15 protein-coding genes and 1 tRNA gene are annotated in these 12,440 nt (G+C 47.3%); 6 read left to right on the forward strand and 10 right to left on the reverse strand.

Translation table 11 applies throughout. The features are described 5' to 3' along the window. Window positions 1-23 precede the first annotated feature (23 nt). From NBZ79_RS00450 to NBZ79_RS00460, 3 genes are all read right to left on the reverse strand, one after another. On the reverse strand, window positions 24-677 hold the full coding sequence (locus tag NBZ79_RS00450) for a phosphoribosylanthranilate isomerase (RefSeq protein WP_251934481.1): 654 nt from the start codon (window positions 675-677) through the stop codon (window positions 24-26). Further along, window positions 677-1,387 carry an orotidine-5'-phosphate decarboxylase gene (pyrF, locus tag NBZ79_RS00455; RefSeq protein ID WP_251934483.1) on the reverse strand — a complete coding sequence of 237 codons (711 nt, stop codon included), beginning with the start codon at window positions 1,385-1,387 and terminating at the stop codon, window positions 677-679. The genes NBZ79_RS00450 and pyrF overlap by 1 nt, the downstream gene beginning before the upstream one ends. A 110-nt stretch (window positions 1,388-1,497) precedes the next feature. Continuing rightward, window positions 1,498-2,190, reverse strand: coding sequence for a helix-turn-helix transcriptional regulator (locus tag NBZ79_RS00460; RefSeq protein WP_251934485.1), 693 nt, complete (start codon window positions 2,188-2,190; stop codon window positions 1,498-1,500). 102 nt (window positions 2,191-2,292) lie between these two features. On the opposite strand from NBZ79_RS00460, the gene NBZ79_RS00465 reads away from it, so the two are divergent. Continuing rightward, window positions 2,293-3,030, forward strand: coding sequence for a glutathione S-transferase family protein (locus tag NBZ79_RS00465; RefSeq protein WP_251934486.1), 738 nt, complete (start codon window positions 2,293-2,295; stop codon window positions 3,028-3,030). 5 nt (window positions 3,031-3,035) lie between these two features. Here the strand turns inward: NBZ79_RS00465 and lhpI are convergent, their stop codons facing one another. The 7 genes from lhpI to aroA form a co-directional block, all read right to left on the reverse strand. After that, complete coding sequence (gene lhpI / locus NBZ79_RS00470; RefSeq protein WP_251934488.1) at window positions 3,036-3,974, reverse strand: bifunctional Delta(1)-pyrroline-2-carboxylate/Delta(1)-piperideine-2-carboxylate reductase; 939 nt, start codon at window positions 3,972-3,974, stop codon at window positions 3,036-3,038. Window positions 3,975-3,985: 11 nt separating this feature from the next. Further along, on the reverse strand, window positions 3,986-4,345 hold the full coding sequence (locus NBZ79_RS00475) for a lipopolysaccharide assembly protein LapA domain-containing protein (protein ID WP_251934489.1): 360 nt from the start codon (window positions 4,343-4,345) through the stop codon (window positions 3,986-3,988). 65 nt (window positions 4,346-4,410) lie between these two features. Beyond that, a complete protein-coding gene (gene ihfB / locus NBZ79_RS00480) occupies window positions 4,411-4,695 on the reverse strand; it encodes an integration host factor subunit beta (RefSeq protein WP_251934491.1) in 285 nt (94 codons plus the stop codon). Between the two features lie 58 nt (window positions 4,696-4,753). After that, window positions 4,754-5,659, reverse strand: a complete 906-nt coding sequence (sppA, locus tag NBZ79_RS00485) for a signal peptide peptidase SppA (protein WP_251934492.1) — start codon at window positions 5,657-5,659, stop codon at window positions 4,754-4,756. Between the two features lie 53 nt (window positions 5,660-5,712). Beyond that, the gene (gene rpsA, locus NBZ79_RS00490) at window positions 5,713-7,428 is read right to left on the reverse strand and encodes a 30S ribosomal protein S1 (RefSeq protein ID WP_251934494.1); all 1,716 of its coding nucleotides are present in this window, start codon (window positions 7,426-7,428) and stop codon (window positions 5,713-5,715) included. Between the two features lie 140 nt (window positions 7,429-7,568). After that, window positions 7,569-8,192 carry a (d)CMP kinase gene (gene cmk / locus NBZ79_RS00495; protein ID WP_251934495.1) on the reverse strand — a complete coding sequence of 208 codons (624 nt, stop codon included), beginning with the start codon at window positions 8,190-8,192 and terminating at the stop codon, window positions 7,569-7,571. Next, window positions 8,189-9,541, reverse strand: a complete 1,353-nt coding sequence (gene aroA / locus NBZ79_RS00500) for a 3-phosphoshikimate 1-carboxyvinyltransferase (protein WP_251934497.1) — start codon at window positions 9,539-9,541, stop codon at window positions 8,189-8,191. The genes cmk and aroA overlap by 4 nt, the downstream gene beginning before the upstream one ends. 205 nt (window positions 9,542-9,746) lie before the next feature. On the opposite strand from aroA, the gene NBZ79_RS00505 reads away from it, so the two are divergent. The 5 genes from NBZ79_RS00505 (at window position 9,747) to NBZ79_RS00520 (ending at window position 12,262) form a co-directional block, all read left to right on the forward strand. Then, on the forward strand, window positions 9,747-10,079 hold the full coding sequence (locus tag NBZ79_RS00505; protein WP_251934498.1) for a TIGR02300 family protein: 333 nt from the start codon (window positions 9,747-9,749) through the stop codon (window positions 10,077-10,079). An 87-nt stretch (window positions 10,080-10,166) separates the two neighbouring features. Continuing rightward, window positions 10,167-10,242: transfer RNA gene (locus NBZ79_RS00510), tRNA-Ala, on the forward strand. A 225-nt stretch (window positions 10,243-10,467) separates the two neighbouring features. Beyond that, window positions 10,468-10,836 (forward strand): hypothetical protein, encoded by a 369-nt coding sequence (locus NBZ79_RS19615; RefSeq protein WP_476749715.1) that lies wholly within the window; start codon window positions 10,468-10,470, stop codon window positions 10,834-10,836. Then, a complete protein-coding gene (locus tag NBZ79_RS00515) occupies window positions 10,836-11,420 on the forward strand; it encodes a hypothetical protein (RefSeq protein ID WP_251934500.1) in 585 nt (194 codons plus the stop codon). The genes NBZ79_RS19615 and NBZ79_RS00515 overlap by 1 nt, the downstream gene beginning before the upstream one ends. Window positions 11,421-11,440: 20 nt before the next feature. After that, a complete protein-coding gene (locus NBZ79_RS00520; RefSeq protein WP_251934501.1) occupies window positions 11,441-12,262 on the forward strand; it encodes a dCTP deaminase domain-containing protein in 822 nt (273 codons plus the stop codon). Window positions 12,263-12,440 lie beyond the last annotated feature (178 nt).

Genomic DNA, 12,440 nt, shown 5'->3' on the forward strand with positions numbered 1-12,440 from the left:
TGAATTCAGCCTTCAATTTTCTCTCAACTATCAATTACTGCCAAGGCGGTCAAAAAAGCGGTAATGGCTGCAGGGTCTTTGCGACCGGGTTCGATTTCAACGCCCGAAGATGTGTCCACAAACTTGGCGCCACTGATTTTTACTGCCTCGGCTACGTTTTCCGCGGTAAGCCCACCTGCCAGCATCCAGGGAATAGAAAACTCCAACCCCTGCATTATGCGCCAGTCGAATACCAGCCCATTGCCACCAGGTAATGCATTTGCCATGTGTTTAGGAGCTTTTGCATCAAACAGCAACATATCTGCGACATTCTCGTAATTTTTTGCTGCTTCAAAGTCAGATTGATCTGAAATTTTTATGGCTTTGAGAATACGAGTATCAAATTTCTGTCGGATATGTCGAACACGGTCTGGTGATTCCGATCCGTGCAGCTGTATCCAGTCCAGTTTTACGCTTTCAAGAACAGTCTTGATCAAAGCATCTTCAGGATCAACAAACAAGCCCACTTTATCAACGTTGGTGGGTATTTTGGACACAAGCTGCGAGGCCAGATTTGGATCGATATTTCGCGGACTTGGTGGGTAAAATACCAGCCCGATAAAGCGCGCGCCGTTGTTCACCGCCGTATCAACAGAGATTTGGTCTGAGAGCCCGCAAATTTTACCCTGTACCGACATCAGGCAGCCAAACTGCCTAGAATAGTGCTGATGGCATGGGCTGGATCATCAGCTCCCGTAATCGGACGCCCAATAACCAAATAGCTCGCCCCATCCGCCATCGCCTCAGAGGGTGTTTTCACGCGCTTCTGGTCTCCGTGATCAGCACCGGCCGGGCGAATACCCGGTACCACCAGGTTGAAATCGGGACCACATATGTTTCGAATGGCGGCAATTTCTCGAGGGCTGCAAATCACACCGTCCGCTCCATTTTTTTGGGCAAGTTCCGCAAGGCGAAGTACTTGAGTTTCTGCGGTGCTATTAACACCAACCGACGCCAAATCATCATCATCCATACTTGTCAAAACCGTTACAGCCAAGATAAGCGGGCGCGACGAGCCAAATTCTGCAGAGGCGTCAGCTGCGGCGCGGATCATCGCCGGACCGCCGCTTGCATGTATGGTTAGCATATTCGGGGTTAGTATTTTGGCAGCTGCGCGTACGCCACCTGCAACGGTATTTGGAATATCGTGAAATTTCAGATCCAGAAACAAGGGGGTTTCCGCGCCCGCAACATTCAAGACACCCTGCGGACCATGAGCTGTAAAAAACTCTTTGCCAAGTTTGATCCCACCAGTAACCGGACCCAGGATTGACCCAAGAGAGCGGGCAGCTCTGATGTCTGTGGTGTCAACAGCCGTAAAGACGGCATTTCGCGGTGCTAGTCGCATAAATATAAGTCCTATATTCCAGGCCAGAGTCGATTTCAGCGGTGATAATAGAAGTTTTTGTCGAAATAGGAAGCGATAGAGGCATAAATATTCGAATTCTGCAATTTAGGCTATTCGTCGTCGACGTTACGCTGTTGTTCAAGAAAAGCCTTCAATTCAAACTTCTTGGAAGACGGGAATCTATTCTCAAGCGTTGAAAGGGATGAAATTCGGTCAATCCTGAAATTGCGAAAGCCCTGTCGAAGCTCGCACCAGCCGACAAGCAGCTGAACAGGGTCGAAAAAAACTGTGAGCATGGGCCAAATCGTCCGGTCTGTCTCATTGCCGACAGTATCCCGGTATCGAATCTCGATTTTGTGGAAACCGCGAATAGCAGCTCGGAGCTTGCGCATATCTATATAGATATCCGGCGGCGTTGAAAATTGTGGGACGATGTGGCGAACAGACTGTAGCAAGGACCTTTTTTCCGCTGGCATGACAGCTTCTATTTTTGCCAGAACGTCATTTGCGGCACGGGAAAGGTCGGGGTCGCTACGTGATTCAACCAGCCGTATACCCAACATGATGGCGTCGATTTCCTCTTCCGTAAACATCAACGGCGGCAAATCATAACCGTCCCGCAGCATATAGCCTATGCCACGCTCTCCCTCGATGGGGACGCGGTTGCTCATTAAATCCTGTATGTCGCGGTAAATGGTACGATCCGAGACTTCGAGTTCTTTTGCCATCTCATGAGCCGTTGTTACCGATTTGGTTCGTTGCAGTATTTGAACAATCTGAAAAAGCCTATCTGCGCGTCTCATTAAGCTTGCCTTTCCATTAAGCTGCATCAACTGACAGTAGGGTGTCAGTTGATTGCTGATATTAGATGATTATTGAAATTTACACAATGAAATGAGATTCTCATGGAAACATCATCTATTACAATTCATCAATTCCCGCCATTTCTGCAGATGCAGGCGAGCCCTTTTGGCCTGAAACTCGAAACATGGCTCAGAATGAAGAAAATTCCTTATGAAACAGAGGTTTCCTTCACCAAAATGGGCCCGAAAAATAAAGTTCCTTTTGCAACAATTGATAATGATGTGATTGGAGACAGCGAGCTGATCATTGACCGGATTAAAATGGACATGGCACCGTCAGGTTTGACGGACCCTTTACAAGAGACAGCACCAAATGACATTTTGATCCGTCGGCTAGTAGAAGAACATTTGTATTTTGTTCTCATGCATAGCCGTTGGATCGACGAGGATGGTTGGGCTTCTTTTCAGCCGTTGGTTTTCGGGCACATACCGCCAATTATTCGTTCGCTCATATCTCGAAAAATCCGCAAGATTGTAAAGCGCAATCTGCTGGCGCAAGGAATTTCGCGGCATAGTAACGAGGAAATCTACGCTAAAGGCGCTATAGATATCGAGGCTCTTTCGAATGCTCTTGGAAATAAACAGTATTTTGCGGGGACAGCGCCCGGTCTCGTCGACGCGTCCGCTTACGGTTTCATCGCCAATCTGCTTTACGCGCCGTTGCGTAGCCCTTTGCTCGCGGCTGTTAAAAAACATCCCAATCTGGTGGCGTATGGCGATCGCATGCGGCGGGAAGTTTGGCCAAATTCTCCACGAGGCGGAGGTGAATTAGCAGCCTAGCAGAGTTACTTGGATTGGGTATAAACGAGGATGGCGGCGGCGAGATCTTCCAGGGCTGCGCCAGTGGATTTGAAAAGAGTAATTTCGGTTTCACTGGTGCGGCCGCCATGATTGTTTGCGCAAAGACCAAAAAGATCTGCCTTGATGTCGGATTTTTTGATAATTCCGTCATTCAGGGGTTGTACGATATCACCCGCTTCTTGTAGCCCTCCTTCAAAAGTGTCGACAAACAGGCTGGTGACTGTAACGGCCGTATCATCGCATTCACGCATGGCAGGTGTGAATGCGCCGACCAAATCAAGATGTGCTCCGGGTTTCAGCCAGCCGCCCCTGATTATGGGATCTGTTGACAGGGTGGCGCAGGATATTATATCAGCCGCCCTTGCTGCTTCTTCCAGGTTGTCAACAGCGCGCACCGGCAAACCTTTCTTTGCCAGAGTGTTCGCAAGTGCTACTGCCTTGTCACCATTATGGTTCCATATTTTAATGTCCGTCAGTGGGTGAACAGAACGATGAGCGTCGATCAGATAAGGCGCCAGGGCGCCAGCGCCGACCATCAGGAGCGAGCTTGATGTCTTGCGGGCGAGATATGAGGCGGCGAGGGCGGATGCAGCGGCGGTACGGCGTAAAGTAAGCTCACCCGCGTCCATAATGGCAACAATGCTGCCATTGACCGCATTGAAAAGTGTATAGTTTCCCTGCACGGAAGGCAGGCCTTTGGAGCCGTTTTCCGGCATGACGGTTACCATTTTCACACCCAGATACCCGTCTTTTTGCCAAGCGGGCATCAGCAAAAGCATTCCTTGCTGTGCATCATCCTTGTCCAGCGGATGATGGTGCCGGAGCGGCATGGTACAGCCTGACCGGAACATGTCTTTTAGGGCATCAATTAAATCAGGATAAGATAATGCAGCTGCAACATCTTGTGGGCTGAAGATCCGCATTCTTCGGTAGCTTATTGTTGATGTTCAAGACGTGGAGACTGTGCCGACGTCGGTGACATATTATTTTGGGAAGCAGCTTTGGTTTCTGCAATATCCTGGGTAAGTTTCGTATTCTGACCCTTTAAATCTGCATTCTCGCGTCGATTTTGCCGATTTTCCGTTCGAACCTTTGACCCACGACGCCAGGTTACAAACGAACCGATGATCAAACCGACAAACCCAGCGGCAAGTAAAAGCAAAAAGAGGGGTAGATCAAAAACGAAGGGTAGAGGGTCCAGCGAAAACATAACGTCGTGACGGTTGGCAATGCTGAGCGCACAAATAACCAACGCAACAACAATAAAAAAAATCCAGGAAACAAATTTCAGCATGTTCAGCCTTGAATATCAAACGTATGGATCAGCAGAATACCGGCAAAGGCATTCAAAGGCGACACTTAAGAATCTGCATTCAACCGATCACGTAGCTCTTTTCCGCACTTGAAATATGGAACATATTTTTTGTCCACTTTAACAGCTTCGCCTGTTCGCGGGTTCCGCCCGATCCGTTCCGCCCGCTCTTTCGTTGAAAAAGCACCAAATCCGCGAAGCTCAACCCGATCACCGCGAGACAAAGCGCCTGAAATCTCGTCAAAAATGGTGGTGACAATGCGCTCGACATCGCGTTGGTATAGATGGGGATTGTTTTCCGCAATGAGCGTGATGAGTTCGGATTTGATCATGGAAGGCTCCCCCTGAGACGTCTATTTTTTTTTAAATTAGCAATGTGTCTTTTGATTTCTAGTTAGGTTGCCAAAGGGAAAGCAGTCCGTCAAGTGTAAGCCGTTCAGATATAACGCTTTTCCCCAACATTCCGCTAAAAAGGCGCTCAATGAGGGGTTTTGGCTCGCTATAATCTATCTTGTGAAGCGGGATTGAGCGCGAAATCTGGCGCTCTGATTCCAACCAATGGCGGGCTTCTTCGATTCCGCCCAGTTCATCAATAAGGCCATTGCGGAGAGCGGAAATACCAATAAGTACGCGGCCGTCTGCAAGGCGGCGGACCTCAGACTCATCAAGCGGCCGCCTTTCTGTGACCAAATCGACAAACCAATCGTAAGTTTCAGTTACCATTGTCTGTAAATTCTCTCGACCGGCTTTGGATACTGGTTTGAAAGGAGACGGGTCTCCTTTGATCCCGCCGGAAGTAATGGCTGTGGCGGTGACCCCCACTTTTTCCATGAGTTCAGAAAATTCGGTGAGCTGGACAATAACGCCAATGGACCCTGTGATAGAGGATTCACCGGCAAAAATACGTTCCCCAGCGAGTGCGGTTAAATAACCGCCTGAAGCCCCAATTGTCCCGATAATAGTAATAACAGGCTTTTTTTCAGCGACACGCCGGAGCGCTTTATAAAGGCGCTCGCTGCCATAGGTTGATCCACCAGGGCTATTAATATAAACGATCAGGGCTTTTGCCGTGTCATCATCACGAATTCGGCCAATGGCTTCTTGTCGCCGTTCATTTTCGACAATAATTTCGCTGACATCCAAACGGGCAACATGGTCAGTTAAGTCGTCTTCAGAGAAAGTATCGAAAATCCAGATACCGAGGATGATAACGAGGATAATGGCGACGATCCGCCAAAAAGACAGGCGCCGCTTAAGGCGGCGCCTGTCTTGTGCGGTCTCGTTGTCAGCAGACATTTTTCTCTCCGAAAAGAGGATTTGTCATACTGGCAACAGAACTTGTCATGGGATTAGTCTTTCCCTTTTTCGTCAGCGTCACGCATCGCTGCGCCGAGAATATCTCCAAGAGAGGCTCCCGCATCGGACGATCCGTATTGCGCAACTGCCTGTTTCTCTTCAGCAACTTCTTTGGCTTTGATTGACAGCGTAACTTTACGGGTTTTGCTGTCGATAGATGTGATTTTCGCATCAATCTTGTCGCCAACTGCGAACCGGTCAGGCCGTTGTTCTGCTCTGTCACGGCTAAGGTCACCTTTACGGATAAAGCCGACAACACCTTCGCTGACTTCAACATCAATTCCGGCATCCTGAATAGCGGAAACCGTACAAGTTACAACGGCGCCCTTCTTCATCTCGGTGGCACCGGCAAATGGGTCTTCACTCATCTGCTTGATACCAAGGCTGACCCGTTCTTTTTCAACGTCGATATCGAGAACTTTGGCCGTCACTGTATCGCCTTTTGTATAGGCTTGTATTGCCTGTTCACCAGGCTGGCTCCAGTCGATGTCTGACATATGAACCATGCCGTCAACATCATTTTCAAGACCGACAAACAGTCCAAATTCAGTGATGTTCTTCACGACGCCTTCAATTGTTGATCCCACAGGAATGGTTTCAGCGAAAGATTCCCAAGGATTGTCGAGGCATTGCTTCAGGCCAAGGCTGATACGGCGGCGGGACTGATCGACTTCCAGGATCATGACTTCAACTTCCTGAGAAGTAGAAACAATTTTGCCTGGATGCACGTTTTTCTTCGTCCAGCTCATTTCAGAAACATGGACAAGGCCTTCTACACCGGCTTCCAGTTCAACAAAGGAACCATAGTCGGTGATATTTGTTACACGGCCGTGGAATTTGCTGTTCAAAGGATATTTTGCTTCAAGAGCTTCCCAAGGATCTTCTTCCAGCTGTTTCATGCCAAGGCTGATGCGCTGTGTTTCTTTATTCAGTCGAATAACCTGAACCTTGACGGTTTCGCCAATGGTAAGCGCCTCAGAAGGATGATTAACCCGACGCCATGCGATATCTGTCACATGAAGCAGTCCGTCGACACCGCCGAGGTCAACAAATGCACCATAATCGGTGATATTTTTGACCACACCTTCAAGTGTTTGGCCTTCTTCCAAAGTGCTGATTAACTCGGAGCGGGCTTCCGCACGGCTTTCTTCAAGAACAGCGCGGCGAGAAACAACGATATTACCCCGACGACGATCCATCTTCAGGATCTGGAATGGTTGTGGTATGCCGCGGAGGGGTGCAATGTCGCGAACGGGGCGAACATCAACCTGGCTGCCAGGCAAGAAGGCGACGGCACCGGAAAGATCAACTGTGAAACCGCCTTTTACGCGTCCGAAAATAATTCCGTCAACACGTTCTGCGGCGGCAAAGGCCACTTCAAGTTTTTCCCAGGCTTCTTCGCGGCGCGCTTTGTCCCGTGACAGAACAGCTTCGCCTGCAGAGTTTTCGATGCGCTCCAGGAATACCTCAACGCTATCTCCAATTTTCAAATCGGAATCTTGTCCAGGTGCAGCGAATTCTTTTAAGGGAATACGGCCTTCGGATTTTAGTCCGACATCGATAATGGCCAGATCATTTTCGATATTAATAACGGTGCCCTTGATGACAGTACCTTCTAGGTTGTCGTTGGCGCCATAGGATTCTTCGAGCAGAGCTGCAAAGTCTTCCATAGCAGGCATGCCTTCATCAGTGAGAGTAGTCTCAGTCATATTTTTGAATTCCTTAACAATCCAGATATCAGGCCAAACCGGTCTTCCGGCGGATTGATGGCCTCAGGCTTCTCTTTATTTCTGTTCGCACGCGAGAAGCAGTTATATATGGTGTTCCGGCGTGGTCGGAACGGTTATTCTCAGCCTAAGCGATTGTCTATGAGGACACTCGCGGCGTTGAGAGCCGCTTCTATATCCAATTTTGACGTATCAAGCAAGTGTGCATCTATGGCTTTTTTTAGCGGTGCTGTTGTCCGACCCTGATCTCGTGCATCGCGAATTTTCAAATCAGCTAAAATATCATGATACGAAACCGAATTCCCTTTGGCGATGAGCTCATCAAATCGGCGGCGCGCCCGGATTTCTGCGGTTGCTGTTATAAATAACTTGACCTCCGCTTCCGGGCAAACGACTGTTCCAATATCCCGTCCGTCCAGTACGGTACCGGGTTTACGGTGCGCGAAATTACGTTGATATTGTAAAAGAGCGGCACGTACTTCAGAATTATTCGCCACAATTGAGGCAGCGCCGCCTGTTGATTCTTCGCGTAAACCGGGATCTTCAGGCGATACTTCACCGACACGCGCCGCCATATTTGCCGCCGCTTCTACATCACTTAAATCCTGTCCTTCTTTTAGCATCAACAGACCAACAGCTCGATACAAGGCGCCGGTATCCAGATAGTGAAAGCCGTATTTTTCAGCTATTCTTCGCGCCAAGGTGCCTTTTCCTGCGGCGACCGGCCCATCTACAGCGATGATCATGAGCTGGACCCTTGCGAAAACAGGGCACCCATGCTTTCAAGTAGCTGAACAAACCCAGGGAAGCTGGTTTCCATAACCCGTCCATCATCAACCGTTACCGGCTGGTCGCTTGCCAAGCCCAAGACGAGAAACGACATGGCGATACGATGATCAAGTTCTGTGGAGACTGTTGCACCACCAGCAGGTGCTTTGCCGGTTCCTTCAATAATCAATCCGTCTTCAAGTTCCTCCAATGAGATCCCGCAAGCTTTCAGGCCCGCGGCCATTGTCGCCAGCCGATCTGATTCTTTCACCCGTAACTCGCGAAGGCCTTTCATGACGGTTGTTCCCGTTGCGAATGCTGCGGCGACAAACAAAACGGGATATTCGTCGATCATGGAGGGGGCACGGCCAACTGGAACCTCAATTCCCTGCAGTGGCCCACCTTTAATATGTAAATCTCCCACCCGCTCGCCAGCTTCTATGCGGATATTGAGAACCTCAAGATCGGCGCCCATTTCCGCGAGTGTTTCAAACAATCCATCGCGCAGAGGGTTTAAGCCCACATTTAAAATCGTGACGTCCGAGCCTGGCAAAATAGCGGCGGCGACCACAAGAAATGCGGCTGAAGACGGGTCACCCGGAACAACAATATCTGCTGGTTTCAGCTCTTGTTGACCGGGAAGAGTAATTTCACGGGCGCCATTTTCAAGCGTCGTTACTGTTACTTCTGCACCAAAATGCCGGAGCATATTCTCCGTATGATCCCGAGAAGGACGGGGTTCGGTTATCCGCGTAATTCCTGCAGTGTCCAAAGCCGCAAGCATAATGGCAGACTTCACTTGAGCGGACGCAACGGGAAGTTCATACTCAATGGGCATAAGCTGATTGCCAGTAACGGCCAAAGGAAACCGACCTTCGGAACGACTGGAAATTTTTGCGCCCATTTCCGTTATCGGCAACGCAATTCGTCCCATGGGTCGTTTATGAAGGGATTCATCACCGCAAAAGAATGTCGTGAACGGGCAAGATGCAACGAGCCCCATCAATAATCTGGCTGCGGTACCAGAATTTCCCATATCGAGCACTCTATCAGGTTCGGACAAAGCGCCAACACCGCGACCGAATATATGCCAAACACCCGAGGGATCTTTGTAGATATCTGCCCCCAAAGCCCGCATTGCGGCAGCAGTCCGCAAGACGTCCTCGCCTTCCAGTAGGCCGGAAACACGGGTTTCTCCGGTCGCGAGACTCCCCAGTATAAGGGATCGATGTGAAATCGATTTATCGCCGGGGACATTGACAGTGCCCGTCAAGGCTGGTGACCGGGAAGCCGTAACCGGTCGAAAAGGTGATGTATCAGAAGTCATAATTTTTAGAGTCTGGATTTTCCGCATAAAACGGTTGAAAATGTACCCGTTTTTAGCAAGCTTTTCCCTCAATGTCACATAAAGCTGTGGTCATGACGAAAGAAACTTTTGACAGCGCTTGTTTATTCTGGCAATTCAGCGCATCAGATATCTAATATGGGCCCGGATAGAGGTTCAGCATAAATTTAAGGATATGAGGTATTTAATGGCAAATCCGAAATGGGGCGAAAAGCATCGGTGCAGCTCCTGTACGAAGCCGTTCTATGATATGAAAAAGGATCCAATTGTCTGCCCTGTTTGCGGTGCAGAGAATGTTCCCGAACGGCTCTTGAAGCCCAGGCGTAACGCGGGCCCGTCTGCCGCTGAGAAAAAAGCGATTGCTGCGGCAGCGGCAAAAAGGAAAGAAGAACTTGCCAACAAAACGGAATCGGACACAGATCTGATTGACCCGGATACGGTTGATCTTCCGGATGATGATGAAGAAGATGATGATTTGTCCGGCGTTGTCATCGCGCCCAAAGGCGATGATGAGACCTGATTTTCAGGCCAATGCATTTTTGGCTTGAAAGTTACGAGGCTTCGGCATAGTTTCCGAAATCCTTTGCGAAGGCAACTTCGCAATTGTGGGGCCATAGCTCAGTTGGGAGAGCGCTTGGATGGCATTCAAGAGGTCGTCGGTTCGATCCCGTCTGGCTCCACCAACAATTTCAAGGGCTTAGCTTATTACAGCTAGGCCCTTATTTTTTCAAGTGACCAATAAGTGTCCTGCTACTTCTATTTCGAGCACCGGCATTAAAATGACTAGCTTGCTTGTTGAGATAGATTCTCTAGTATTTATTATAGTTGTGAGCTAAACTATAATAATGATAATAGAACATGCATACTATGTCAAAGACGCGGCACGTCTTAGTGGTCTGACCGTCACGATGGTAAATTATTTATGCCGAAGTGACGTATTAACACCGTCTTTGAATTACAAACCAGGTAGGGGGAGAGCACGCCAATACAGCTTCGGCGATATTGTGATTTTGAGAGCGCTAGCAAAGCTGCTATCTTTCGGAGTCTCTGTGGCTAGAATTAAAGTTGCTTTAAAGACGATTAAAAATCGACACCCAGAAATTACACCGAACACGTTACCAGCGAGATATCTGGTTACTGACGGAAATCAAGTCTTCCTTAGACAGAATGGAGCGACGCTAGAAACTTTGGATGAGTCAGGGCAAATGTCTTTTATTTTTGTAATAGAATTACAATCTCTATGTAATGAAGTCGTAGCTGCAACAATGGAGGCTTAATGATGACAAACTTATTGAAACTAAGTCCAATTGGAAATGCCGCAGAAGAACTTTTTGCGCTTCAAAAAGAACAATTGGAGCACGACAGTATTTATCATAAGGATATATGTTCGCTTAGCGTTCAACAACGTATGAACCATTATGCACTGCATTTTGCCAAATATGCAGGATATTTTGTTGAAGCATTACATTCTGAGGACCAAGAGAAATTTAATAAGGCAGCTGTAGATAGCTTTATTATAGCTCTTTCGACAGCAAATACATTAAATGTTGACTTGGGCAGCAGTCTACCCGAATTGGCTAAAAAAAGATGTTTAAAGGAGTTTGAAACGAAATCCCATTCATCTAAAACTAAACCTTCGTTTATTTTTTCTTTTGTTGAAATAGTCGGCAAGCTCTCAAAAGCATGTGAATCTGTAGATCATCTTGAATCATATCCATTTAGAAAAGAAATGATTAAATGTATTCAAGAAATTCTACTCGCGACCCTCAATCAAGGGCCGATACTAAAGATAAATTTGCCAGATGAAGCACGTAATCGTCTCGCATCGGTTAAGGAAAGAAATATTTTTCATAATCGGTAGTTTGATGGAAAGAGGGATTCATGACGTTTTGGAGTGGTGATAAACTTCAAGCCAATCTTAATAATATACTTGAAGATTATAGTGCCGATCCCATCGATTGTGCAGCTTACCAACTTAGAATGGGGACCGAAGTATATATTACCCCGCATGGTCACGATCCGGATAAAAGCAAATCTACAGTAATAAAACTTGAAGAAAAGCAGGGTTTTACAATACCTGCTGGTCAATTTGCGTTTTTGTTGACAGAAGAAAAAATAAAAATTCCCAAAAATTGTTTGGGACTAATATCGATGAAAGCTAAGATTAAGTTTAAAGGCCTAATAAATATATCAGGATTTCATGTTGATCCAGGCTACGAGGGAAAACTTGTATTTGCTGTATTTAATGCTGGTCCGCACGTTATTCACTTGAAAAGAGGCAAGCCGCTTTTTCTTCTTTGGATCGCAGATCTTGATAGTGACGCATCTGAACAGTATACAAAGAAATTTGAAGGAAATACTTCGATTTCAACTGAAATAATTCCCCCCGGAAGCATTTCTTCAATGCAAGCATTGCAGGAGGAAATTTATAGAATTGACAAAGAGATAGCATTCTTCAAATCGTTTCGAAGTGCGTTTTTTACAATACTAAAGGGCGTGGGTTTTGCAATTATGTTGGCGATTGCCATAGTCGGCTTATATTTTGCTTATTTACCTGTTACAGACTTTGAAAGCGAAGGAAGTGAACCGGTTGGAAAGCACAAGACTATGAACCAAGAAAGTTCGAAAAATCCTATTAGAGAAGAGACCAACGAAAACAAGGTGCTGGATTTAAAAAGCAACGCAACCGAACCAGGTAAATAAATAACAATAATGCCCTTTTTGAAGTTCCCTCAGCTAACGGTCTAAATGCGGTTTTCCATATAATTTCAGGAAATATTACGCTGAATAGGGCCACGAGTATCCTCTTGCTGCAAAGCATACTGTTTTAAAAGTTCAAAAGTCTACCCACACCAGTAATACCCTCGGCATTCAAGAGCAA

Origin of the sequence: Sneathiella marina, assembly GCF_023746535.1 — a bacterium.
Taxonomy (GTDB): domain Bacteria; phylum Pseudomonadota; class Alphaproteobacteria; order Sneathiellales; family Sneathiellaceae; genus Sneathiella; species Sneathiella marina.